The organism is Hymenobacter sp. DG25B (assembly GCF_000801315.1).
In the GTDB taxonomy this organism is placed as follows: Bacteria; Bacteroidota; Bacteroidia; order Cytophagales; family Hymenobacteraceae; genus Hymenobacter.
The window spans coordinates 1,488,758-1,511,500 of sequence record NZ_CP010054.1 but is presented as its reverse complement, the minus strand read 5'-3'; the positions used below and the strand labels follow the sequence as shown (position 1 = coordinate 1,511,500).

General features: G+C 57.2%; 22 protein-coding genes, 1 tRNA gene and 1 pseudogene. 12 read left to right on the top strand and 12 right to left on the bottom strand.

Annotated features, from left to right (window positions below; all coding sequences use genetic code 11):
* Positions 1 to 32: 32 nt before the first annotated feature.
* From PK28_RS06470 to PK28_RS06460, 3 genes are all read right to left on the bottom strand, one after another.
* The gene (locus PK28_RS06470; RefSeq protein ID WP_044512581.1) at positions 33 to 2,015 is read right to left on the bottom strand and encodes a glycosyltransferase family 2 protein; all 1,983 of its coding nucleotides are present in this window, start codon (positions 2,013 to 2,015) and stop codon (positions 33 to 35) included.
* Positions 2,016 to 2,189: 174 nt separating this feature from the next.
* On the bottom strand, positions 2,190 to 2,804 hold the full coding sequence (gene recR, locus PK28_RS06465) for a recombination mediator RecR (RefSeq protein ID WP_044512579.1): 615 nt from the start codon (positions 2,802 to 2,804) through the stop codon (positions 2,190 to 2,192).
* 102 nt (positions 2,805 to 2,906) lie between these two features.
* The gene (locus PK28_RS06460; protein ID WP_044512576.1) at positions 2,907 to 3,188 is read right to left on the bottom strand and encodes an ATP-dependent Clp protease adaptor ClpS; all 282 of its coding nucleotides are present in this window, start codon (positions 3,186 to 3,188) and stop codon (positions 2,907 to 2,909) included.
* A gap of 339 nt (positions 3,189 to 3,527) precedes the next feature.
* On the opposite strand from PK28_RS06460, the gene PK28_RS06455 reads away from it, so the two are divergent.
* Positions 3,528 to 4,085 (top strand): hypothetical protein, encoded by a 558-nt coding sequence (locus PK28_RS06455; protein WP_044512574.1) that lies wholly within the window; start codon positions 3,528 to 3,530, stop codon positions 4,083 to 4,085.
* 87 nt (positions 4,086 to 4,172) lie between these two features.
* Here the strand turns inward: PK28_RS06455 and PK28_RS06450 are convergent, their stop codons facing one another.
* Positions 4,173 to 4,835 (bottom strand): YceI family protein, encoded by a 663-nt coding sequence (locus tag PK28_RS06450; RefSeq protein ID WP_044512571.1) that lies wholly within the window; start codon positions 4,833 to 4,835, stop codon positions 4,173 to 4,175.
* A 39-nt stretch (positions 4,836 to 4,874) separates the two neighbouring features.
* Positions 4,875 to 5,324, bottom strand: coding sequence for a MarR family winged helix-turn-helix transcriptional regulator (locus PK28_RS06445; RefSeq protein WP_044512569.1), 450 nt, complete (start codon positions 5,322 to 5,324; stop codon positions 4,875 to 4,877).
* 164 nt (positions 5,325 to 5,488) lie between these two features.
* Between PK28_RS06445 and PK28_RS06440 the strand changes: the two genes are divergently transcribed.
* Entirely contained in the window at positions 5,489 to 6,067 is a 579-nt protein-coding gene (locus PK28_RS06440) for a DUF6799 domain-containing protein (protein ID WP_044512567.1), read from the top strand.
* Here PK28_RS06440 and PK28_RS06435 read toward each other — a convergent pair.
* Positions 6,060 to 7,115, bottom strand: coding sequence for a dipeptide epimerase (locus tag PK28_RS06435; protein WP_044512565.1), 1,056 nt, complete (start codon positions 7,113 to 7,115; stop codon positions 6,060 to 6,062). The two genes, PK28_RS06440 and PK28_RS06435, sit on opposite strands and share 8 nt — an antisense overlap.
* 163 nt (positions 7,116 to 7,278) lie before the next feature.
* Here PK28_RS06435 and PK28_RS06430 point away from each other — a divergent pair, with 163 nt between their 5' ends.
* From PK28_RS06430 to PK28_RS06410, 5 genes are all read left to right on the top strand, one after another.
* Positions 7,279 to 8,715 (top strand): dicarboxylate/amino acid:cation symporter, encoded by a 1,437-nt coding sequence (locus PK28_RS06430; protein ID WP_044512562.1) that lies wholly within the window; start codon positions 7,279 to 7,281, stop codon positions 8,713 to 8,715.
* A 292-nt stretch (positions 8,716 to 9,007) separates the two neighbouring features.
* The gene (locus PK28_RS06425) at positions 9,008 to 9,712 is read left to right on the top strand and encodes a hypothetical protein (protein ID WP_197070485.1); all 705 of its coding nucleotides are present in this window, start codon (positions 9,008 to 9,010) and stop codon (positions 9,710 to 9,712) included.
* Between the two features lie 163 nt (positions 9,713 to 9,875).
* On the top strand, positions 9,876 to 10,769 hold the full coding sequence (locus PK28_RS06420; RefSeq protein ID WP_044512557.1) for a T9SS type A sorting domain-containing protein: 894 nt from the start codon (positions 9,876 to 9,878) through the stop codon (positions 10,767 to 10,769).
* A gap of 107 nt (positions 10,770 to 10,876) precedes the next feature.
* Positions 10,877 to 11,434: a hypothetical protein gene (locus tag PK28_RS06415; RefSeq protein ID WP_044512554.1), complete on the top strand. Its 558-nt coding sequence runs from the start codon at positions 10,877 to 10,879 to the stop codon at positions 11,432 to 11,434.
* An 80-nt stretch (positions 11,435 to 11,514) separates the two neighbouring features.
* Entirely contained in the window at positions 11,515 to 13,845 is a 2,331-nt protein-coding gene (locus tag PK28_RS06410) for a GAF domain-containing protein (protein WP_048825683.1), read from the top strand.
* 186 nt (positions 13,846 to 14,031) lie between these two features.
* Here PK28_RS06410 and PK28_RS18925 read toward each other — a convergent pair whose 3' ends face one another.
* The 4 genes from PK28_RS18925 to PK28_RS20880 all read right to left on the bottom strand — a co-directional run bounded on the left by PK28_RS18925 (position 14,032) and on the right by PK28_RS20880 (position 16,034).
* Positions 14,032 to 14,727: a phosphatase PAP2 family protein gene (locus PK28_RS18925; RefSeq protein WP_048825681.1), complete on the bottom strand. Its 696-nt coding sequence runs from the start codon at positions 14,725 to 14,727 to the stop codon at positions 14,032 to 14,034.
* A 112-nt stretch (positions 14,728 to 14,839) separates the two neighbouring features.
* A tRNA-Leu gene (locus PK28_RS06400) sits at positions 14,840 to 14,924 on the bottom strand.
* Between the two features lie 122 nt (positions 14,925 to 15,046).
* Positions 15,047 to 15,766, bottom strand: coding sequence for a phosphatase PAP2 family protein (locus PK28_RS06395; RefSeq protein WP_044512551.1), 720 nt, complete (start codon positions 15,764 to 15,766; stop codon positions 15,047 to 15,049).
* 79 nt (positions 15,767 to 15,845) lie between these two features.
* Positions 15,846 to 16,034, bottom strand: coding sequence for a hypothetical protein (locus PK28_RS20880; RefSeq protein ID WP_048825680.1), 189 nt, complete (start codon positions 16,032 to 16,034; stop codon positions 15,846 to 15,848).
* Between PK28_RS20880 and PK28_RS21310 the strand changes: the two are divergent.
* The 3 genes and pseudogenes from PK28_RS21310 to PK28_RS06385 form a co-directional block, all read left to right on the top strand.
* Positions 15,948 to 16,217: pseudogene (locus PK28_RS21310) on the top strand (class I SAM-dependent methyltransferase); the annotation flags it as partial. The gene PK28_RS20880 and the pseudogene PK28_RS21310 sit on opposite strands and share 87 nt — an antisense overlap.
* 68 nt (positions 16,218 to 16,285) lie before the next feature.
* Positions 16,286 to 16,498 (top strand): hypothetical protein, encoded by a 213-nt coding sequence (locus PK28_RS20875; protein ID WP_048825678.1) that lies wholly within the window; start codon positions 16,286 to 16,288, stop codon positions 16,496 to 16,498.
* A 151-nt stretch (positions 16,499 to 16,649) separates the two neighbouring features.
* Positions 16,650 to 18,485, top strand: coding sequence for a M61 family metallopeptidase (locus PK28_RS06385; RefSeq protein ID WP_044512549.1), 1,836 nt, complete (start codon positions 16,650 to 16,652; stop codon positions 18,483 to 18,485).
* 81 nt (positions 18,486 to 18,566) lie between these two features.
* On the opposite strand, the gene PK28_RS06380 is transcribed toward PK28_RS06385, so the two are convergent.
* Positions 18,567 to 19,301 (bottom strand): Bax inhibitor-1/YccA family protein, encoded by a 735-nt coding sequence (locus PK28_RS06380; protein ID WP_044512546.1) that lies wholly within the window; start codon positions 19,299 to 19,301, stop codon positions 18,567 to 18,569.
* Between the two features lie 176 nt (positions 19,302 to 19,477).
* Between PK28_RS06380 and PK28_RS06375 the strand changes: the two genes are divergently transcribed.
* Positions 19,478 to 20,077, top strand: a complete 600-nt coding sequence (locus PK28_RS06375; protein ID WP_048825676.1) for a hypothetical protein — start codon at positions 19,478 to 19,480, stop codon at positions 20,075 to 20,077.
* Positions 20,078 to 20,197: 120 nt separating this feature from the next.
* Positions 20,198 to 21,217 carry an MBL fold metallo-hydrolase gene (locus PK28_RS06370; RefSeq protein ID WP_044516436.1) on the top strand — a complete coding sequence of 340 codons (1,020 nt, stop codon included), beginning with the start codon at positions 20,198 to 20,200 and terminating at the stop codon, positions 21,215 to 21,217.
* A gap of 65 nt (positions 21,218 to 21,282) precedes the next feature.
* Here the strand turns inward: PK28_RS06370 and PK28_RS20100 are convergent, their stop codons facing one another.
* Positions 21,283 to 22,722 carry a T9SS type A sorting domain-containing protein gene (locus PK28_RS20100; RefSeq protein ID WP_156126270.1) on the bottom strand — a complete coding sequence of 480 codons (1,440 nt, stop codon included), beginning with the start codon at positions 22,720 to 22,722 and terminating at the stop codon, positions 21,283 to 21,285.
* Positions 22,723 to 22,743: the final 21 nt, after the last annotated feature.

The following is a 22,743-nucleotide window of genomic DNA, read 5'->3' as shown; positions in this document are numbered from 1 at the left end:
TGTACGGACTCAGGCGCAGCAACCAAAAGGCATTACTCCTGCCCCAGCCACCGAAAGCACCGCAGCAAAAGGCTCAGATCGGTGCCGGTGGTATAGTCCCGGGCATACAGCAGCTCCAGCCGCTGTTTAGTAGCTTCGGATAGCGGGGTTTGGGATTCGCCGGCATCGGCGGGGGAAAGAATGGCCTGGGTCATGCGGCGGGGGCCAGCGGCGTAGCGCAGTCCCACCCAGGTGCGCTGCCCAGAGAGAACCCGCAGACAATTGCGCAGAAAACCCTCCTTTTGCTCTACCAGCCACACCAACAGCGGAGCGGCCAGCAGCAACGCCACGCTACTCAGCACATCCAGCAAGCGCTTATTGCGAATGCACCGGGGCTGAAACAGGTTCAGGGCAATATCCAGGGTATAATAGTCGCCGGGGGAATCTTTGCTGGAGCTGCCAATGATGTACTGGCTGTCTTCGGGCAGGATTTTATAGCTCACCGGGCACTGGCGCCGCTGGGGCAGGTTGACCATGAGGGCCATTATCTCACTGGCCGACAAATCTTTCCCGCAGAAAATTACTTCATCAATTCCGTGGATTTGAATGATTTCCTCCATTTGGCGCACTTCGCCCAGCAGGCCACTGGGCGCGGCCGGCGCGGCCGGCGCCACCGGGCTTACGTAACCCATAATACGGGCCCGTACCCCGGCATTTTGCAGTAGGAAACGTACCCGCCGGCTTTCTGCCTCCGAGCCCACAATAGCAATGTTCTTCTGCTTGTCTTTTGACAGGCTGAAGTTGCGGTGGCGGAGGTAATGTGTGAGCAGGCGGCGCAGCAGCAGGGCCGCTACGGCCCAAACGCCACCCAGAATAATAAGCGCCTTGGAAAAGCGCCAGGCATCAAAAAAGTTGGAAGCGGCTGAAATCAGAACAGTGCCGAAGAAGATGCCCCGCACAATGCGCACGGTACGCACGGTACGCACTGGTTTATCGTAGGCCCCACTGAAATAGGCGGTGGCCAGCCACACTGCAGTGTAAACCGGTACTGCCACCAGCAGGAACTGCGGCGGAAATGGCGTGGGCACGTATTTGTAGTTGTTTTCCCAGTACCCCGTCAGGAAATACATACCTACCAAAATCAGGGCGGCGTCCAGCAGCATGGGGGCGGCCTGCGTGAGCAGGCGATGCGCTACCGCCGCCCCGGCCCGCAGCCAGATGGCCAGATTAATCAGCAGCGCAAACAGGCCGGCCCGCTCGGGCGCAAAGTGCTTGCGGGCAAAAATGACCATGGCCCGATAGAATACAAACACATAGTTTACGCTGGTGCGCCGGGTACTTTCGCCTTTGTAATGGATGATGCGGGTGCCCGGGAAATAATAGTTTTTCCAGCCGCCGCGCGTGAGTCGGTACGAGAGGTCAATGTCCTCGCCGTACATAAAATAATCCTCGTCCAGCAGGCCCACCTGGTCCAGCGCTTGGCGGCGCATCAGCATAAAAGCGCCGCTGAGCACTTCAATTTCGTGGGTCTGTTCTTTGTCGAGGTACCCCAGGTGGTAGCGCCCAAACGTGCGCGAGCGGGGAAACAGCTGCGCCAGCCCGAATATCTTATAAAACGCCACGCGGGGCGTGGGAAGACCCCGCTTGCTTTCCGGCAGAAAGCGGCCCTGCCCATCCAGCATCTTCACGCCCAGCCCTCCGGCAGCGGGGTGGGCATCCATAAAGGCGCAACACAGCCGGAAAGTATCCTCTTCCACCACGGTGTCGGGGTTCAGCAGGAGCACGTACTGGCCGCGGGCCACGCGCAGAGCCTGGTTGTTGGCTTTGCTGAAGCCGGGGTTGTTTTTATTCTCGAGGAGAATAACCTCCGGAAAGCGGGCCCGCACCATGGCCACGGAGCCATCCACGGAGTTATTATCCACCACAAACACTTCCGCCGGCTCCCCCAGCCTGGCCACGGCCTTGCGTACCGACAACAGCGCCTGCTCCAGGAAATAGCAGACGTTGTAGTTGACAATAACGACGGAAAGCTTCACGGGCGCGACGGGGGCAGAAATCGAACAGTCACGAAAGGTAAGCAGACTTGCGTACTGTGCGCCAGGGAAAGTGGGTACGGCTTTTTATTCCAGCAAAAAGCCCCGGCGTACGAGCGTACATCAGGGCTTTTCAGGATCAATAATTTATGGCTTTAGCGGCCTCAGCAGCCGCGGCTATTTAGCTTGGCGCTGGCGCTCTACAATGGAGCGGCCCAGCGTAATTTCATCGGCGTATTCCAGCTCGCCGCCCATAGGCACGCCGCGGGCAATGGTGCTGATGTGCACCTGCGGGAAGTCGCGCAGCTTGCGGGACAGAAAGAAGGCGGTGGTGTCGCCCTCCATGGTGGGGCTAATGGCCAGGATTACTTCCTTCACCTCCGACTCCGGCTCGCCCAAACGCTCTACCAAAGACTCAATCTGCAGGTCGCTGGGGCCAATGCCTTCAATAGGCGAAATAACGCCGCCCAGCACGTGGTAGGTACCCTGGTACTGGCCGGTGTTTTCAATGGCAATGACATCCCGAATATCCGACACCACGCACACGGTGCTATGGTCGCGGAGCGGGTTGGCGCAGATGCCGCATTTCTCCGTGTCGGAGATGTTGTGGCAGGTGTCGCAGTAGCGAATATCGAAGCGCATTTTAGCCAGCGCTTCAGCCAGGGAAGCCGTAGCGTCGGTTTCTGCCTTCAGCAGGTGCAGGGCCAGCCGCAGAGCGGTTTTTTTGCCGATACCGGGCAGCTTCGCCAGCTCGCCCACGGCGTTTTCTATCAGTTTGGAGGGGAATTCCATGAGTTTAGCTGATAGCCGATAGCTCATGGCTGATAGCCTGTTTGCTTACGCCAGACACAGCGACGAAAGCCAACAGCTAATAGCCAACGGCCAACAGCTCATTTATAAAATGTCCGCCGAAATGCCGCGGTCGTGGATGGCGGTGCACATGCCGGCCAGCTCATCAAAGGCACCATGCTTAACGGTACACTGCCCTTTGTAGTGAATCAGCAGGGTGCATTGCTCGGCCTGCTCAGGCTCGTGGCCGCATACATCAATGAGGGTTTTAATGACGTGGTCGAAGGTATTCACATCGTCGTTGTACACAATCAGGTCGCGCACATCGATGGTTTCCTCCAGCAGCAGTACGTCCTCGTCGTAATTGATTTGCGGGTTGGTATTCATGGGGCAAAAATACGAAAAAACGGCCAAAAAAGCGCGTTGCCATGTGTTATTGAGAGTACTATAACCCCTTGGCGGGCAGAATCGTTTCGCGGAAAAGCCCGGAAAAACCGGGGTCGATTCCGGCGTATCCGGCCGCCCTGGCCAGGACCTGCCGGCGGCCGCACTCGCGGGTAAACCGGGCCTTTCACCCCGGTAACGGGCGCTGCCGGCCAGAACCTTTGCGCCCTGGCGGCAGTACCAGTGCAGCTATGGCACCGCTGGCCGGGAGTTGCTTTCTTTGCCGGTTGTGCGGGAGCCCCGCCTGCCTTTTTCGTTCCGCTAACTCCGGCCGCTTCGCTTATGCCTGTTCCCTCCACCGACTTCAAAAAAGCCCTGAAGCGCCTCTCTGATAAAGAGAAGGAAGCCCTGCTGCTGCGCGCCGTGCGCCGGGACGCCGAGCTGTATGATACCCTCAGCTTTGAGTTGATGCTCGAGGTGACCGTGGACACCGTGTATGAAGAAGCCGCTGACCGCATCCATGAGCTGTTTAATGTGGCCGTAACGGGCCGGCTGCTCAACCGCAGCCTGACCAAAGCCCTGCAAAAAGCCACCAAGGAAGTAGCCCGCGCCCGCCGCGTGACCAAAGACAAAAAGCTGGAGGTAGATCTGAACCTGTACACGCTCCGGCTGATATTTGACAACTACACGGGCCAGTTTGAAAGCCCCTATAACGGCTTTTATGTGGGCACCGCCCGCCTGGCCGCCCGCACCACCTTGCTGATTCTGAACAACCTGCACGAGGATTTGTGGCTGGAGTATAAAGCCGAGCTGGATGATTTTCTGACCCAGCTGCACGCCCGCACCAAGAGCCGCAACCTTAAGTTTGAGCTGCCGCGGGAATTGCCTCTACCGGATTAATCCCGCCGCTCATGGCACAAAAAAGCCCCGGATACCGCAGTATCCGGGGCTTTTTACAGCGTTGCTGAAAGGTAGCAGCCGGGCTGCTTACTTCTTGGCAATTACGTTGAAGCTCAACGCAAACTCATTGTCAATGGCTTTGTCGGCAGCAGCGCCAAACAGGGTTGAGCCATACTTAATGTCGTAGTTAGTGCGGTCGATGATGGCCGTGCCGCTGGCAGCTGCTACGCCGTTCTTCACGCCTACTTTAGCGGGGAAGGTAACGGGCTTGGTGATGCCTTTAATGGTCAGGTCGCCGGTGATACGCATGTTGTTGCCCTGAGCATCGGCCTTAATGGGGGCCAGGCTGGTGATTTTCAGGGTAGCGGTGGGGTGCTTCTCCACGCTGAAGAAGTCATCGGAACGCAGGTGGCCCATGAGCTTGCCATTGTACTCCGCGTCTTTCAGGTCTTCGTTTTTGATGGAGTTCATGTCCACCGTTACGGTGCCGCCTACCAGCTTATTGCCGCGCACGAGCAGGTCGCCCTGCTGGAACTGCGCCGTGCCATTGTGCTGGCCAGCTACTTTTTTACCCAACCAGCCCAAGGTACTCAGCTGCGGCTGCAGCTTGTAAACGGCGGCCGAAGCTTTAGCCGCTTTGGCAGCGCGGGGGGCGCTGGTGCCGGCCGAGTTAGCCATCGGAGACTGAGCGAAGGAAGGAGCCGCCAGGAGCGTGAAGGCCAGCAAAGCGGGAAAAAAGAACTTTTTCATAACAGACAGAAAAAAGGAAAAGAGAAGTGTATGTATTAATTAGCCGCGCAGCTTATCCAGCAGCGCGTTGAGTTGAGCAGCTTCTTGTTCGGTCAGATTTTGCAGGCCCAGGGTTGCATCAGACACCACGGCATCCATGCGCTGGAGCAGAGCCAGCCCGGCCTCGGTAATGAGGATATCCACGGCCCGGCGGTTGCTGGGGCACACGGTGCGGGTAACCAGAGCCTTGGCTTCCAGCTTGTCCACAATGCGGGAGGCGTTGCTGGTTTTATCCAGCATGCGCTCAATGAGCAGGTTTACGGTAGCCGGCTTAGGGTGCTGGCCCCGCAGAATGCGCAGCACGTTAAACTGGGGCAGCGTGAGACCAAACTCCTTAAAAGCCACACTTTGCCGGAACTGCAACCAGTTTGCCGTAAACACCAGGTTGATGTGCAGCTTATGGTACTCGCTCTGGAAAGTGCGTTGCTGGATTTCGTCTTCAATTTTCATGCAGCCAGACAGATTCATCAGGAATTCGTTGCAAATATATGTATATACATTTAATGTACAAACACAGTTCACAACTTTCTGAAATTTTTAAGATAGGTGCTCTGCCTTCGACCTTCTCCGGCAGGGCTGCGTATGAAGGCCGAATTCACCGAAGAAAAACTCCCATGAAACGCTTCTTCCCTACCCTACTGCTCAGCTTTACCCTTTTGGCACCTCTGGCAGCGGCGGCCCAAGCTAAAACCACGCCGCAAACCAGGCAAACCGTGAGCGCCAACGCGCAATACGTGATGCAGAACGGCACCGTAGTGCTGCGCCAGGGCAACCAGAACACCGGCCTCACGCAAAACATCCGCCTGGCCAATGGCACCAAAATCAACTATAAAAGTGGCATTGTAGAGCTGCCCGGGGGCAAAATGACCACCCTGCGCGAAGGCGACTACGTAACCGCGAAAGGAGATATTGTGTTTGCCACGCCCGGCAGCGCCGCCGCCGCCCGCGGCGAAAAAGCCCCTGCCGATGCGCAGTTTGACCGCTACGTGGAAAAAGGCGCCGCTATTTCGCCCGAGACGTTTGATGCGCGCCTGACTACGCTGAACACCCGCCTGGACCTGATGGCCCAGAAAATTCAGCTGCTGAATCAGAAAATCAGCCTGCTGAGCGTGAATGCCCAGCGCCCCACCGATACCGCGCAGCTGGACCAGCAGATTCAGGCGCTGGAAGAGCAGATCAGGAATATTAAATAACGGTTGGGGGCACCTGGTGCAGGGCAGGCAGCGCCGCCTGGGCGGTGAGCAACCCTTGGTTTTCCTGCACCAGGCCAAATGGCTCGTCGCGCACAATCAGGAACCCGTCCAGGTCGCAGACCTGGGCCAGCGGGCTTACCTGCAGCGCCGACCAGATACCCAGGGAAGTTTCTACCATGCAGCCCAGCATGGTTTGCAGCCCGTGGGCACGGGTTTGCTTTAGAATATGAAGGCCGTTGCGGTATCCGCCGGCCTTCATTAGTTTCATGTTCACGCCATGAAACTGCCGTGCTACTTCGGCAAATTCGGCCGTATCCGTTACTGACTCATCGGCAAAAACCGGGAACGGGCTGCGCGGGCGCAGGTAGCGGTAGGCATCGGTGCAGGCGGCGGGCAGGGGTTGCTCCAGCAGGCGCACCTGCAGGCCGGGCAGCGTTTGGGTCTGCTCCAGAAATTGCAGCAGGCTGTCGGGCTCCTGCCAGGCTTCGTTGCCATCAATCAGGAGCGGGTGGCCGGGCAGGCATTGGGTCAGGGCCTGCAGCAAGGCATAGCCGCTTTCCTGGTTCACCTTCAGCTTAAGCAGCGGAAAGCGGGCTACCGCATGCGTGCGCACAAACTCCGGCACCGCGCCGGGCTCCATAATGGGCAGTGAAAAGGCCGTGGGCACCGGGCCCGGCGCCGCCTGCACGCCCAGGTACTTTCCTACTGACTGCCCCAGCCGGGCGGCGGCGTAGTGAATAAAAGCTGATTCCAGGGCAAAGCGCAGCGCGTGGGCGGGCTGCTGCGTGTGCAGCAGCTCCTGCAAGTCCTGCTCATCTTCTACGTGCGGCAGGCCGGCCGTCAGCAGTCGGGCAAAATCGGCCTGCAGGCTTTCCGGCGTTTCCCCGTAGCGCACGTTGGGGGCCGCCTCGCCCCAGCCGGCGGGCCCGCCATTGCCCTCCCGCCCCACGCGCACCAGCAGATTTACCTTCTCAGTGGAGGCGTTGCGGGATATTTTCCAGGTATAGCGCAGCGGCAGCGTGCGGGGGTGCAAAGACCAGTGAAGCATAAAGGCAGCCGGAAAAAGAGCCGGGCATTGGGCATCAAATAACGCGGAAATAGACCGAGGGGAAAAGCCGGTGGCAGCTTCTGTTGCAGCAGAAGCTACGCTTACCTAGCCCAAAAACCTATCTTTGCTGACATTCCCCCCAGTTTGTCCCTTATTTGCCCGCATGAAGTTTTCCCGACTCGCTCTTCTGGCTCTCGTTTTATTACTAGTGGCCGCAGTTATCACGCTGCTGCATCAGTACCAGCTTGCTACCCTCCCCGATTCTTTGCCGATGGCCGCCCGTTGGGTAGCGTTGGCCGCCGTCGTTGCCTATGCCATGCAACGCCGCTCCCTCACGTTCTGGATTGTAACCAGCATGCTGGTGGGGGCCGAAGCCGGAGCCGACTTTCCGGAAGGCGCGCAGAACCTGAAGGTATTGTCTGACGTGTTTCTGCGCCTGGTGAAAACTATTATTGCGCCGCTGGTATTTGCCACGCTGGTGGTGGGTATTGCCGGCCATGCTGACCTGAAAAAGGTAGGCCGCATGGGGGTTAAGGCACTGGTATATTTTGAGATTGTCACCACGTTTGCGCTCTTCATCGGGCTGGCAGCTATTAACCTCACGCAGGCCGGCAAGCTGGACCCCGCAGTACTGGCCGCTGCCCGGGCCGGCAATACTACCAATGACGCCATTGCCACTGCACCCAAGCAGACCGCAGCCGACATCATTACCCACATCTTCCCCGAAAACATTGCTAAATCGGTAGCTGACGGACAGGTATTGCAAGTGGTGGTTTTCGCCATCATCTTCGCTATTGGCCTGGCTATGGTGTCGGACAAGTTTCGCCGGCCTATGCTGGAGTGGTCGGAAAGCCTCTCGGAGGTGATGTTTAAGTTCACCAACGTGGTCATGTTCTTCGCCCCGCTGGGCGTGGGCGGCGCCATTGCCTATACTGTAGGCAAAATGGGTTTCGCGCCCCTGCTCAACGCTTTGCAGCTGCTGCTCACGCTCTACGGCGCACTCATTGCCTTTATTCTGCTGATTCTGCTGCCGGTGGCGCTGATTGCCCGCATTCCCATCAAGCGCTTTGTGCAGGCCATTGCCGAGCCGGTGAGTATTGCCTTCGCCACTACCTCGTCGGAGGCGGCGCTGCCCAGGGCCATGGAGGCCATGGAAAGTATTGGCGTGCCGCGCCGCGTGGTGGCCTTCGTGATGCCTACAGGCTACTCCTTTAACCTTGACGGCACCACGCTATACCTCTCACTGGCCGCCATTTTTGTGGCCCAGGCCGCGGGGGTGCCGCTCAGCTTCGGACAGCAGCTGGTCATGGTGTTCACGCTGATGCTCACCTCCAAGGGTGTGGCCGGCGTACCCCGCGCTTCGCTGGTGATTCTGCTGGCTACCGTGTCTTCATTTAATCTGCCGTCCTGGCCGGTGTTCATTATTCTGGGTATTGATGCGCTGATGGATATGGCCCGCACCGCTGTTAACGTCATCGGCAATTGCCTGGCCTCGGCCGTAATTGCGCGGTGGGAAGGCGAGTTTGTAGACAACTACCACGCGGCGCCCATCACCGATCTGGCCGAAGCCGACAGCACTTTGGTGCAGCACGTAAGCTAGTCTTAGCCACCGCTTACCTCCGAATCCCGGTCCCGCGTTATGCAGGGCCGGGATTCTGCATTTTAGGAGCAGGTGTTATAGAATTCGGGCGGAAAGACAGGCAGCCTCAACAATCAAAAATAAGTTATATCCTATTTATGTGAATCAATTTGGCATTATTTATAAAAATATTAAAATTGTTATTATAATTATATAGCACACCAAAATTTTACAATTTTGTGCAGCACCTATCTGGCAGGCAGTGTGTTAACTTCGAAATCTTTTTTTCGCCACCTCTACTCTGCTATCCTCCATGCGCCTGGCCCAACCTCTACTCCTGCTATTGAGTGTTTCTTTGTTGATGCTGGGCGGATGCCATTCCGGCAGTAAGCTTTTATATCAGCCTTCGCCGCTGGCGCTGAGCACTAAGCTCCCGGAGATGGAAGTAAGAGTAGAAAACGGGCCCATGGACAAAACAGAAGGCTCCCTGCCCGAAGATCCGGCGCAGCTGTTTAAGCGCGAAGCCACCCAGAACCTGCTGGAAAGCAACGATAGCAGCGCGCGGTTTGGCTACCTGAAGCTGCAGATTCTGGAAGCCAAAGCCAGCCGGCACGGCAAAGCCCTGCACGCCATTCAGATGGTAGGCTTCCTGACGCCGAGCCTGTTTGGCGTACCCCTGGAGTTTTTCCGCACCCACGTGCGGGCGCAGCTGCAGGTAGTAGATGCCAAGGGCGAAGTACTGGGCACCTACGAAGGTACCGGCGACTCTAATATTAAAGTGGCTATGTACCACGGCTACTCGCAGAGCATGGGCCCGCGCCTGGCCGATACGGAAGCCCTGAAAAGCGCGCTGGCTAAAATTAAAACGCAGCTGGATACGGCTTCTACCCTGTTGCGCACCCGCCTGCTGAATACCGGGCAGTTGGGCGATGAAGAACAGGAAGTAGCCACGGGCAGCCTGTACGAGGCAGCTCCCACCCCGGCCCCGGCCACTCCGGCTGCAGATGATGAGGAATAAAAAGTCAGCCAGCAGCAACAACAGGAATTTAAGCCTGGCTATATAGGAAAACCGCTACAGAGCATTCTGTAGCGGTTTTTTTCTGACCGGCGGTTAAACCTACGCCCGCTTCCTCCCTCTATAGGGCATAACCCGATACTTTATCATTTTGCCCTTCCCTAGTATGAACACATTCTCCCTTCGGTCCCTGCTGGTAGCCCTGGCCGTGCTGCTGCTGACCACGGCCTCGTTTGCCCAAAACCGCCGCCCGGCCAAGTCGCCGGCCCGCCAGGAAATGCACGCTTACCTGCAGCAAACGGTAATGCCCGTGGTGCGCCAGCAGCGCCAGAAGCTGGAGACCCAGCTTTCAGCCACTGATAAAACCCAGCTTACCGCCTACCGCGGGCAGCTGCAGGCAATGCGTAAGCAGGATAAACAGCTGCGCCGTAGCTTCCGGGCTGCTAACCAGCCCCAGCAGGTTCAGGGCCAGGCAAAAGTTACGCTTACCGATGCCCAGAAAGAGCAGCTGAAAGCACTGCGCACGCAACGCCGCGCCATACTGGAGCAAGTAAAGCCCCTGGCGCAGAAGTACCAGGCTGCTATCAGCCAGCTGGCCGCTGAGGTACAGCCCCAGCAAGTCCAGTGGCAGACTGATATGCAGGCTATTCGGGCCAAGTACCCCGCCGCTACCCCGGAAAACGCGCCTGCTAAGGCTGGCCGTAAGCACAGTGGGCAGCGCCGCTACTTCCAGCCTGTTTCCTTTCTGCTGCTCAACCCTAACGCCCCCACCCATTCCCGGCACGACAAGCAGCAGCCAGCCGTGGGCGACGAGGCATCCGTATATCCTAACCCGGTGGCGGCTACCAGCCAGCTGACCTACGAGGTGAAAAAAGCCGGCCCGGTAACCGTGGAGCTGCTGGATGGTCGCGGCAGCGCCCTGCGCACCGTAGTCAATCAAAAGCAGAACAAAGGCACCTATTCGCAGGCGGTGCAGGTGGATGATCTGGCGCGTGGCACTTATTTCTTTAAGATAACCACCCGCAGTGGAGTAGAAACCAAGCGGTTTGTGAAACAATAGCCACCATTTTGCAGGTAACAGCAGCGCCGGCTCCGTAAAGGGCCGGCGCTGCTGGTGTTATAAGTGCCTGCCGGCAGGCCCGGCGCATATCCCTATCTTTACCGCTGATGATTTCCCGCCTTGCCTCCGCTTCTTTTGTATTGCTGTTGATGCTGCTGGTAGCCGCCTGCTGCGGCAACTCGGCCGTCGACTGCCAGGATGCCTATGCCGACAGCCTGTACCTGCGCTTTAACCTGACGGACTCCGCCAGTGGCAAAGGGTTTCGGGCCCGGGAAATCGACAGCGTGCTACTGATTCGGAAGACCCGGGCCAGAACGGCTACCTATACTTCTCCTGATACCGCCCGCCTGGCGCCTGATACGGTACGGATAGTGCGGCTGCCCACGTCTGTAGCTGACTTTATTCTCCTGGAACAGACTGCTCCCTTCACCCGAAAAGGGCTCCGCCGGCTGCCCGACTATGACTACACGGTGTATCTGCCTAACAGCCAGGAGAAGCTGCGCTACGAGCTGACGGAACTGGACATTGCCGGCGACTTTGAGGCCGATGGCTGCGTGACCTGCTACCGTAACCGCCGAAAAAAACTGCTGGTAAACGGCACGCCGGTTGATGTATATTCATCTACTAACCACCCGGAGGAAAAGCCGGTGGTGCTGAGCCGGTAGGCAGCCGCCGCGAACCGGGCTGCGTATATACCTTTATCTGCCTCGGCGGGCCCTGTTGGTCTGCTCCGGACACTACCTGTATGCAGCTTAAGACTCTAGAAAAACCGGCCTCGGCCGGGATATTTCCCTTCATTACTTCCCTTAGTCTGGAACCCCTCATAGCCTATTGGCAGGAGCGGGTGCACGACACCAATAAAGGTACCGCCGCCCTGGCGCAGGCCATTATGGACCAGGTACAGAACGAAGCCTGGAGCCGGGGGGCTATTACCGATATGGTAGCCCTGGAATGTGGCTGCGACCTGGTGGAAACCCTGATGCTGGCGGTGTTTCCTCCCGCTTCCTTTCAGGCCGATATCAGCGGCGCGACTCCTCCTTTTGCCCGGTTCAGCTTTTACCATACGCCCCGCTTTGCCGAGGTACTGCTTAACCCCAACCACACGGTAAAACAGCCGCTGAATATAGACGCGTCCACTATGGAGGTGTACATGACGCGGGTTGCCTATCTGCTCATTCTGGAAAAAGTATATGGTGTCCGGCTGCCCCTTAACAGCACCGTCATCTTCACTGTACCCGACTACAGCATTGGCCTGTACCGGCACTACGGCGTAGAGTTAAACTCGTCGTTTATTGAGGTGCGGGTAGTAGGCGAAGCCCCTCCGCTTACCCCCGAGCAGATTGAAAATCTGGGGCATAACCTGCACCGCCTGGATATCTGGAAAGAAATGCTGCCGCCGGAGCTATTTGAGCTGCATGGCTTCAACATTGTGCACCTAGTAGATGTAACGGACCAGGAAATCCTCTCCGAACTGAAATACGACCTGCTGGAGCGCGACGTGCTGCAGGCCTCCGACCGCCTGGAACAGATTCAGGAAAAGCTGCGCGTGCTGTTTGGCCGCCCCTTCCTGCAGCTGGGTATTGCCGCCTACGATGAGAAGAAGCGCGCTTTCGTGGATTTCGGCCGAAAGATAAACCACAGCTTCCTTACCAAGCAGCTGCAAAACCAAGAGGTTAGCTCGGGCTTTCGGCAGATATATGCCCGCCTGATGCTGGAACGGCAGCCCGTGGTGCTGGAAAATGTAGAAACCGCCGATATTCCCGAAGACCTGCGCCAGCAAATCCTCGGTATTGGCATCCGGAGCGCCATTTTAGCCCTTTTGCCTTACGGCGACGACACCGTGGGCCTGCTGGAGCTGGGCTCCCCCAACGTGGGCGACCTGGACGAGTTCAGCCTGGAAAAAGTGAACCCCTTTATTCCCTTGTTCGCGGTGGCCGTGAAGCGCAACGCCGAGGATATTCAGACGCGGGTGCAGGCCATTATCAAGGAGAAGTTTACCGCCATCCATCCGACCATGGAATGGCGCTTTACCGATGCCGCCCTGAACCTGCTGGAGAAGATTGAGGACGGCAACAAAAACGCCGAAATGGAGCCCATTGTGTTCCACGACGTGTATCCGCTGCATGGCTCTTCCGACATCCGGGGCAGCAGCACCGCCCGCAACGAGGCCATTCAGGGCGACTTAATTGAGCATTTATCCCTGGCGAATAAGGTGCTGAAAAAAGCTTCTGAGTTTCAGGCGCTGCCTATTCTGGATGAACTGAAGTTCTACGTGAATAAAAACCTGCGCCGCCTGCGCCAGGGCATTATTACGGGGGATGAAGTCAACATTCTGGAGTCAATAAAGACGGAAGTGGAGCCCCTGTTTGAGTACCTGGGCACCAACACGCCCGAGCTGCGCACCATCCTCACGGAATACTGGGACAATATTGACCCCGATCTGGGCATTCTCTACAAGCGGCGCAAAGCCTTTGAGCAAAGCGTAACCCGCCTGAACGATGCCGTGAGCGACTACCTGGACGAAGAGGAAGAAAAGGCCCAGCAGATGTTCCCGCACTACTTCCAGCGCTTCAAAACCGATGGCGTGGAGTACAACATTTACGTGGGTGGGGCGCTGGTAGAAAATAAGCCCTTCGACCTCATTTTTCTGAAAAACCTCCGCCTGTGGCAGCTCCTGACCATGGTGGAAATAACGCGCCGAACCGCCGCCCTCAAGAATGAATTGCCCATGCCGCTGGAAACCACCCAGCTGGTGCTGGTACACAGCCAGCCGCTGAGCATCCGCTTCCGGCAGGATGAGCGCCAGTTTGATGTAGACGGCACCTACAACATCCGCTACGAAATCATCAAGAAGCGCATCGACAAAGCCACCATTCTGGGTACCGGGGAACGGCTGACGCAGCCCGGCCAGCTGGCCCTGGTGTACACTCAGCTACGGGAAGCTACCGAGTACATGGAGTATATTGACTACCTCCAGGACCGCAATCTGCTGGAGCCGGAGGTAGAAGAACTGGAGCTGGAAGAGCTACAAGGCGTAAAAGGCCTGCTGGCGCTACGGGTGAAAGTGAAGCTATAAGGTGAGAAGCCAGGAGACAGGAGGTAAAAGCTAGAAAGCTAATTCCCCTCCTCAGATGAGGAGGGGCTAGGGGTGGTTGACCTTCGTGGAACGACCAATTAGCACTAGTTCTAAAACACGTACCACCGTTTCAACCACCCCTAACCCCTCCTCATCTGAGGAGGGGAACTAGTATTAGCTTTAACTCTATTTACCAGCTTCTACCTCATCTTTAATCGTAACACCCACAATCCGCTCCCAAAGGTGCAGGGCAAAGCGTAGCAGTATCAGCCAGACCAAACCGGCGGCAAAGCCGGCCAGCACATCAGTGGCGTAGTGCACGTGCAGATACACGCGGGAGCAGCCAATCAGGAACGTCCAGAATAGTAGGGCGGCCGCCCAGGCGGGGTGGTGGCCGTGCCGCCAGAGCAGCCAGGCCACACAGCCATACAGCGTCATGCCAATCATGGCGTGGCCGCTGGGAAAGCTCAGCCCAGCTTGCGGTAGTAAGGCAGTATCGGGGCGGAGACGCTCATAATGGATTTTGAGCAGCTGATTCAGGATGGAGCCCCCGGCCACGGCCCAGAGCAGCTCCCAGGCCTCGCGCTTGTACCCGCGCCATAGCAGTCCGGCGGGGGCCAGGATGCCGGCAGCCACCAGAAAAGGCATGGAAGCGAAAAACGTAACCACCAGAACCCCGGAGGTAAGCCCGGGATAGGCAAAGCGCAGCGTATCCAAAGTGGAAAAAGCCCACCAGTCGAACGTGGCGGACTTATTGACGAAAACCACGCGGGTGAGGTAGAAAAACACCACCAACGCCGCCCACAAAAGCACCCCTACCACCAGCGCTTCCGTGGTAATTAACGATAAGCGGGCCAGCAGACGGGCAGTGAAGGCTTTCATGGGCTTCCGTTTCTTGGCCAAACGCAAACCGGCAGTCTTCGTTGGCAAACGGACCCAAGATGCAAAAGCCTGAAAAACAAAAAAAGCCGGCTCCCAAAGGAACCGGCTTTTGTGGTGCGCTCGGAGAGACTCGAACTCTCACACCTTTCGGAACTGCCGCCTGAAGACAGCGCGTCTACCAATTTCGCCACAAGCGCATCGTAGGTCAAAAGCTTAAACTCCCGTGTGGAGGTGTTTTTGACGCTGCAAAGATACACGCTGAATTGAACTTGTGTCAAGCCGGGCGCAACATTTTTCCGAAATAAATTGCGAAATCAGGCTACAAGGCCTGTTTTTCAGCTAATTGCGGATCGTTGCGGAAGCGTTTTTTTATCACTCCTTCTAAGCGTCGCAACAGCGGAATGGCAATCAGCAGCCAGGAAATGCCGGCCAGAATGCCCGCCATTACATCAGTGGCATAGTGCACCCGCAGGTATACGCGGGTAATGCCAATCAGCAGAATAAGCAGCGCTAGCGCGACAATGAGCACCCAGCGCCAGACTTTATGGCGTCGCACATGCGTGTATACCAAGTAGATAAGTAAGCCGTAAAAACAAGCACTGATCATGGCATGGCCACTAGGAAAACTCAGGCCCGAGGCCGAGGTGAGCGGCAGCAGCGGCCGGGGGCGCTGGTAAATACCTTTTAGCACCACGTTGAGCGTGATGCCGCCCAGAGCCACCACCGGCACCATGAGCGTATACCAGCGGTGTTTGCGCACCACCAGAAAGTACACAATAACACTAAGGGCCGCCACTACAATGAAATTGCGGGAGGCCAGAAATGTAATGGCTTCCACCCACTGCTGCCGCCCGGCCCCAAACAGGCGCTGCGTCCAGCGGAAAGCATCGGCATCAAAGGTGGCGGCATCCTGATCAAACACTTCCCGGCTGATGAACAGAAAACCCGCTACACCCAGCACCCCAACGGCCAGCACAATGGCAAACTCAGTGATGAACAGCACGACTTCCGCCAGCAGGCGGCGAAGATGAGAGGTCATAGGCTCGGGAAAGACGGTGAGGGCGCAGGTTGCAAACGAAAGCCGCGCCGGAAAGGATATTGCGCCGCGCCCCGCATCTTTACGCATGACTTTGCCTGATGCCGGCTTCGACCGGGTTGCTGCCTTTTATGATCCGCTGGCGCGGCTGGTGTTTGGGCGCAGCCTGCTGCGGGCCCAGCAAATGGCCCTGGCAGGCCTGCCGGCCGGCGCGCCACGGGTGCTCATTATTGGCGGCGGCTCGGGCGGGGTGCTGCGGGAGGTGCTGCAACGGCGGCCCGCCGCACAAATTTCATACGTAGAGGCTTCACCGGCCATGCTGCGCCGGGCCGAGCAAACATTGCAACAAGACTGCCCCGGCCAACTGCCGCAGGTAGAATTCCGCCTGGGCACCGAGGACTCTTTGCTGCCCGCGGAGGCTTTCGACGTTATCGTTACTTTCTTTTTTCTCGATTTATTTCCGGCGGCCCGGCTGCGCCATATTGTAAGCCGGCTGGCCGCCGTACGCCAGCCCCGGGCCCCGTGGCTGCTGGCCGATTTTGCGCCCCGCGCACCGCCTGGCAACAGCTGCTGCTGGCGGCCATGTACCGGTTTTTTGGACTCACGGCCGGAGTGCAGGGCCGGGAGCTGCCGCCCATCCGGGAGGAGCTGGCGCGGGTGGGGCTGTTCCCCACCACGCGCCACACCGTGTTTGGCGGCATGGCCGAGGCGGTGGTTTTCCAGGAAAGGGGTTAGAGGGCCACGGCAACGCAAATCCATTATTCTCGAACCTACTTGCCTGTTTATTGGCCATTCTCCCGGCGGCCGCAGCATAAATACCGCCGTGTTAAACATAAGGCGTGTATTTTCAAGCCGCATTCCTTCATTACTCAGCCCTCCCCCTCCTATGCGGCATTCTACCGCCTCTCTTCTTTTTGCCCTGGCGCTGCCTCTCTCGGCCCTGGCGCAGGCCCCCGTGCGCTACCAGGTGGCTTTTCCCAATGCTGTACACCACGAGGCCCAGGTAACCGTTACTTTCTCTGAAATTCCTTCCGGACCGCTGCAGGTACGGATGGCCCGCAGCTCGCCCGGCCGCTATGCCCTGCATGAGTTTGCCAAGAACGTGTATGACGTGCAGGCCACCGACTCCAAAGGAAAAGCCCTCAACATCTCCCATCCCGACCCGTATGGCTGGGCCGTAACGGGCCACGATGGCACGGTGCGCTTTACCTATACCCTGTTCGGCGACCGGACCGATGGCACCTATGCCGGTATTGATGCCCAGCACGCCCACCTGAATATGCCCGCCACGCTGGCCTACGCCCAGGGACAGGAACAGCGGCCCGTGGAAGTGAAGTTTGATGCGCCCGCCGGCTGGCAGATTGCCACGCAGCTGCGCCCGGAAACGGCCCCGAACACTTACTCGGCGCCCCACATGCAGTACCTCATGGACAGCCCCACTTCCCTGGGCAATCAGCAGGTGCGCACCTGGCAGGAACAGGGCCAGACCATTGAGCTGAAAGTATTGCACGCCGACACCGACGCCGAGCTGGATGCCTACACCGAGCAGACCAAAAAGGTAGTAAAAGAGGCCGCAGCCATATTTGGCGAGCTGCCGAAGTATGATTTTGGCCGCTACACGTTCGTGGCCGATTATCTACCCCAGGCCAGCGGCGACGGTATGGAGCACCGCAACTCCACCTCCGTTACCAGCTCCCGCTCCTTAAAGGGGGCCGATGCCTTACGTAACCTGAGCACGGTTTCGCACGAGTTTTTCCACAGCTGGAACGTGGAGCGGCTGCGCCCCCGCGACCTGGAGCCGTTTGATTTCAGCCGGGCCAACATGAGCAGCAACCTTTGGTTTGCCGAAGGCTTTACCCAGTATTTCGGCGACCTGCTCCTGCGTCGGTCCGGAGCGTATTCTACGGATCAGTACGCGGCCATAGCCGTGAGCGGCCTGGTGAATGCCATGCTGAATGCGCCCGGGGCTAAGCTTTACTCGCCGGTGCACATGAGCCAGCAGGCGCCGTTTGTGGATGCCGCCGTCAGCATAGACCCCAACAACCGCGGCAATACCTACCTCTCCTACTACATTATCGGCGGGGCCAATGCCTTGGCGCTGGACCTGGAGCTGCGTCAGAAGTATAAAACCGACCTGGATGCCTTTATGCGCGCCATGTGGCAGCAGCACGGCAAGCTCCAGCGCGACTACGCCCCGGAAAAACCCTACACCCTGGCCGACTGGCAGCGGGTGCTGGGCGAGGTAACACACGATACGGCCTTTGCCGGACAGTTTTTCCGGCAGCACATTGCCGGCCATACTCTCCCCGATTTCACGAGTCTGCTGGCCCCCGCCGGAATGGTGGTGCGCAAGGCCCACGCCGGCCAAGCCACGCTGGGCAACAGTGGGCTCAGATTTGACAACAAAGTCCTGACCATCAGCTCCGCTACTTTCCGCAACGATGCCCTGTACAACGCCGGCCTCGACCGCGGCGACCAGCTCCTCAAGCTGGACGGTAAAGAATTGAAAGATCAGAAGACCTTTGACAAGCTGCTGAGCAAGCACAAGCCGGGGGACGTAGTGCAGCTGGAAGCCCGCTCGCGCGGGCAGGTACGCACCGTGCCGGTAACGCTGCAGGAGGATATCGAGCTGGAAGTGGTAACACTGGAAAAAGCCGGCCAGCAGCCCACGCCCGAGCAGCTGGCATTCCGGGCCGCCTGGCTGGACAGCAAGGCCAAGTAAGCTCATTTTCGGCTTCTGCTTTAAAAGAAAAAGCGGCCTCCAGGAATTGGAGGCCGCTTTTTTTATGCGTTGAAACTTGGCCTACTTACGCCGGCCGAACAGACGCAGAATGTACAGGAACAGGTTCACGAAGTCCAGATACAGCGTCAGGGCACCCAGTACGGCGGCCTTCTGGTTGATGGTGGTGTCCTCTTCGCCATAGCCCATAAAGGCCATCATTTTCAGCTTCTGGGTGTCGTAGGCCGTGAGCCCAACGAAGAGCAACACCCCTACGAAGGAGCAGATGGTGTAGAGCATGGAGTTTAGCAAGAACATGTTCACAACGGAGGCAATGATGAGCCCAATGACGCCCATGAGCAGCAGGTTGCCCCAACGCGTGAGGTCGGTGCGGGTGAAGTAGCCGTAGAGGCTCATGACGCCAAACGTGCCGGCCGTTACGAAAAACGTGGAGGCAATAGAGTCGGCAGTATAGACCATAAACACCACACCCAGCGTAAGACCATTCAGCAGGGCGTAGCCCACAAACGCCGCCTGCGTCTGGGTAATCGTCCAGTCGAAGGCCTTGCGCGACAGGAACCCCACCACCACCAGCTCCAGCAGCAGCAGGCCAATAAATACCAGGCGGTTGCCAAATACCAGCTGCTGCACCGCCGGCGAGGCTCCCACAAACAAGGCCACGCCGCCCGTGAGGGCCAGCGCCACCGTCATCCAGGTATATACCTGGCGCATATAACCGGAGACAACCTGCGAAGCTTCCTCCGCTGACAGCATCAGCTGGGGCTGCTCATTGATTTCCTCGGGTACAAATTCTTCCATAAAACAGGTAAAGGTTAAAAAGTAAAAAACGTGGATTAGCCGTCCAAAATACCGGATTAGCACGACAGCACCACGCGGCGTTTCCGGTTTTATTCTTCCCCAGCCACTACCGTTACAACCCTGCAGGGTATGTTGTGTATCTTAGCATAGGATTTCCACCTTGCCACTCGTCTTCTATGTTCCGATTTGGTGCTCTTTTCGCTGCTTTAAGCCTGCTGGCCAGCTCCGCCTCGGCGCAGGTAATGACCAGCGGCGCCGCCACGGCTACGCGGCCGGTTCCCGGTTTGCTGGGCGGGCGGGCTTCCTATAGCCTCACGGCCGGTGCTATGTTTGCGGGTCGCTATGGCTCAGCTTCCTACCTCAGCCCTTCGGTGGTATACCGGCTGGCACCCCGTTTTTCCGTGTTTGGGGGCGTTACCTACCTGCGCACTATGCCGGGGGCAGCGTATGCTTCCACCGCCGAAAACGGCGGCTCCCGCCCGGGGCTATTAGGCACCAATCATTATCTGGTGCAGGCTGGCGGAATCTATGCCGTGTCACCGCGCTTGTCGCTGACTGGAACGGCCTGGAAAGACCTGACGCCAACCGTGGGTGGCCGGCCCGTGGTGAACCCCTACGCGGGCTTTAACACCCCGGGCTCGGGCGTAAATCTGCGGGCCGATTTCCAGATTTCGGAGAATGTTTCCATTTCCGGCGGCGTTCGGGTTTCCTCCGGCACCGCGCCGGGCAATGGTATGTACTACGGCCCGGCATCGGGGCAGCCTCTGGGCTATTAATCTGCTCCTTTATTACAGCTGAAGCTCTCTGGAATCGGTTTTCAGGGAGCTTTGCTTTACGCTGATATTTCTAAGCCCGCGCCCGCCGCCGGCTTTTCCAGTTACACCCGCCACTTCTTTATGGCTGAACGAATTTCCTACGCGCGCAACGAGCAGCTGCCCACCATCAGGCCCAACTACCCCGGCAACAAGCTCTTCGGCCAGCAGTTCGCCAACGGCGAAAAGCTCTACAACCCCGATTTCAGCAACGTTATTCGCTGGAAGCTCCTCACCGAAAACCCGCAAAAAGAGGAGAAAAAGCAGGATACCTGGGCCCCGGCCGTAGTACCCTGCGCCGACTGCTTTACTTCCTCTGATGATGCGCTGGTGTGGCTGGGCCACGCCACCTTCCTGCTGCGCGTGGCCGGCACTACCCTGCTCTTCGACCCGGTGCTGTTTGATTCCCCGTTTCTGCGCCGGCGCCACCCCCTGCCCTGCCGCCCGGAGGACATTGTCGGCATTGATTACCTGCTGCTCAGCCACGGCCACCGTGACCATCTCGACGAGCAATCCGTGAAACTCCTGGCGGCTCAGAATCCGCAGATGCAGGTCCTCTCCTCGCTGCGTATGCAGCCGCTGCTACAGAAAATGGTGCCCACTCTCCGCGTGCAGGAAGCCGGCTGGTGGCAGCAGTTTGACCTGGGCCCCGAGGTGCCACTGGAAATTTTCTACCTGCCCGCCGCTCACTGGCACCGCCGCGGCCTCACGGATATGAACAAGGTGCTCTGGGGCAGCTTTATGATTCGCACACCGGATGGGCGGCTGATTTTCTTCACTGGAGACACTGCTTTTGATGGCCATTTTGAGGAAATCGAAAAGCACTTTGGCCCCGTGGATGTCTGCCTCCTGCCCATTGGGGCCTACAAGCCGGCTTTTATGATGCAGCTAAGCCACGTGAACCCGCACGAAGCCGCTAAAGCCGCCAACGTGCTGCGCGCTGGCCACGTGGTGCCCATGCACTACGGCACCTTTGATTTGAGCGATGAGCCTGCCTCTGAGCCCCTGCGCACGCTGCAGGAAGTGGCCGCCGGCGGTATGCTGCGCGCCGAACTGCACGCACCCGCCGTAGGCGAAGTGCTGCGCTGGAATGAGTGGGAGTAAACATAACGAAACAGGCACCTTCGGTAGAAGGTGCCTGTCCCATTTTCAAGTTATATGTTCCCGAATTACTCCCGTACAAAGCGCTGGGTAATGGGACCTTCCGAAGTTAGCAGCCGCAGGCTGTATACGCCGGCCTTCAGGTTACTTACATCCAGTATATGGCCTTGATTTGCTTTCTGGGGCGATAGGCGGAAGCTCTGTATCGATTGGCCCAGACTGTTAAACACCTCAACTGTAAGTAGCTCGTGCATGGGCAGGCCGGCTAGCTTGAAAATTATCTGGTCTGATGCCGGATTAGGAGCCAATTGCAACAGTTTATTAAGCTGCTGTGTGTTCTTGGCAGCCAAAATCACGGCTGCGAAGTCCTTATAATAAGTTTTAGTTTTATTGACGAACTGGTTTGCCGCCACATTAAACAGTTTGTAAATACGGGATTTTATTTCTGCATTATCGGTGTAGCTGAGTTGATAGCTAGTGCCCGCTGTAGTAGCCCATATATTGTTTTTCCAATCTGCAAAAGTGGTTCCTAAATGGTTATTGTAGCTGTCATAGCTAGAAACCATACGACTCATATCTACCCAGACATTGCCATTAAGCGCTTGATCGACAATTTCACTTCCGTAGTCCCCGGAATACGTAGTGAGCGTGCGTAAAGTAATTTCCCAAACTCCATTATTCAAAAAGGAGAATACTTGTTGTGTAATCCGGTTTTTTGAATCTCGCTGGATACCATCACATTTTAGATTATCAACATAGGTACCGTTTTCCCAACGCTGATAAAGATAACTAGAGAAGAACTTCGAAGTAGTGCTGGGAAAGGTGTACAAGTAACGGCCATTTAGTGTCAGAGGGTCATTGTTTGATGCCGCCTCTACTACTTTCTCACTTATTACACCGGCGCTAGTATAGGTGTAGGTATACCTGGCGTGATGCGTTGGCAGCCAATTAGCATTTACCGCTAGAGTTCTGTCATAATATATTTCCTCCGTGACGTTGCCGTAAGAATCGTAGGTAATTTTGTCTTGATAGTCATTGACCCAAGCACCATTCTCCCATACTTGTTGCAGAAAATCGGTTTCAAGGTTATTATCATTATAGCTAGCGGTATAGCGCAGGGAATTTTGCCAATTGCTTCCATTCCAGGTTTCCAGCAGGTAACTCGTCACATACCCAGCTGTATTAAAGGTTAATTGTGTCTGGGAAACTGGTTTACTGGTAGCCGAGTCGAGGGCTAAGGTATTCTCAGGCCGACCGGCGCTATTATAGGTTGTCGTGTATTTCGTACCTGTTTCAGACCACTTCCCGGTAGAAGTATTCCAATTATATACCGTACGGATGCGGGCTACACGCTTGGTAGCCGTGGGACGGGCCTTGGCAGTTTGAGCAATTGCTTTTTCAGCTGACTCAGGATGCAGAAAACTCCGATCCGGGCGCGTAAACGTTGACTGTGCGAATACTGTGGCCGGCAGCAACGCCAGTAAAAGAGTGTAAAAGTGTTTGATCATGTAGTTTTTAATAAATGGCAC

Coding starts and splice junctions, on each gene's coding strand:
- PK28_RS20100 (WP_156126270.1), bottom strand. CDS start 22,722: ATGATCAAACACTTTTACACTCTTTTACTGGCGTTGCTGCCGGCCACA.
- PK28_RS18925 (WP_048825681.1), bottom strand. CDS start 14,727: ATGAAAGCCTTCACTGCCCGTCTGCTGGCCCGCTTATCGTTAATTACC.
- PK28_RS06455 (WP_044512574.1), top strand. CDS start 3,528: ATGCCTGTTCCCTCCACCGACTTCAAAAAAGCCCTGAAGCGCCTCTCT.
- recR (WP_044512579.1), bottom strand. CDS start 2,804: ATGGAATTCCCCTCCAAACTGATAGAAAACGCCGTGGGCGAGCTGGCG.
- PK28_RS06375 (WP_048825676.1), top strand. CDS start 19,478: ATGTTCCGATTTGGTGCTCTTTTCGCTGCTTTAAGCCTGCTGGCCAGC.
- PK28_RS06435 (WP_044512565.1), bottom strand. CDS start 7,115: ATGCTTCACTGGTCTTTGCACCCCCGCACGCTGCCGCTGCGCTATACC.
- PK28_RS06430 (WP_044512562.1), top strand. CDS start 7,279: ATGAAGTTTTCCCGACTCGCTCTTCTGGCTCTCGTTTTATTACTAGTG.
- PK28_RS06420 (WP_044512557.1), top strand. CDS start 9,876: ATGAACACATTCTCCCTTCGGTCCCTGCTGGTAGCCCTGGCCGTGCTG.
- PK28_RS06410 (WP_048825683.1), top strand. CDS start 11,515: ATGCAGCTTAAGACTCTAGAAAAACCGGCCTCGGCCGGGATATTTCCC.
- PK28_RS06460 (WP_044512576.1), bottom strand. CDS start 3,188: ATGAATACCAACCCGCAAATCAATTACGACGAGGACGTACTGCTGCTG.
- PK28_RS06440 (WP_044512567.1), top strand. CDS start 5,489: ATGAAACGCTTCTTCCCTACCCTACTGCTCAGCTTTACCCTTTTGGCA.
- PK28_RS06450 (WP_044512571.1), bottom strand. CDS start 4,835: ATGAAAAAGTTCTTTTTTCCCGCTTTGCTGGCCTTCACGCTCCTGGCG.
- PK28_RS06370 (WP_044516436.1), top strand. CDS start 20,198: ATGGCTGAACGAATTTCCTACGCGCGCAACGAGCAGCTGCCCACCATC.
- PK28_RS06395 (WP_044512551.1), bottom strand. CDS start 15,766: ATGACCTCTCATCTTCGCCGCCTGCTGGCGGAAGTCGTGCTGTTCATC.
- PK28_RS06385 (WP_044512549.1), top strand. CDS start 16,650: ATGCGGCATTCTACCGCCTCTCTTCTTTTTGCCCTGGCGCTGCCTCTC.
- PK28_RS06425 (WP_197070485.1), top strand. CDS start 9,008: ATGCGCCTGGCCCAACCTCTACTCCTGCTATTGAGTGTTTCTTTGTTG.
- PK28_RS06415 (WP_044512554.1), top strand. CDS start 10,877: ATGATTTCCCGCCTTGCCTCCGCTTCTTTTGTATTGCTGTTGATGCTG.
- PK28_RS06445 (WP_044512569.1), bottom strand. CDS start 5,324: ATGAAAATTGAAGACGAAATCCAGCAACGCACTTTCCAGAGCGAGTAC.
- PK28_RS06380 (WP_044512546.1), bottom strand. CDS start 19,301: ATGGAAGAATTTGTACCCGAGGAAATCAATGAGCAGCCCCAGCTGATG.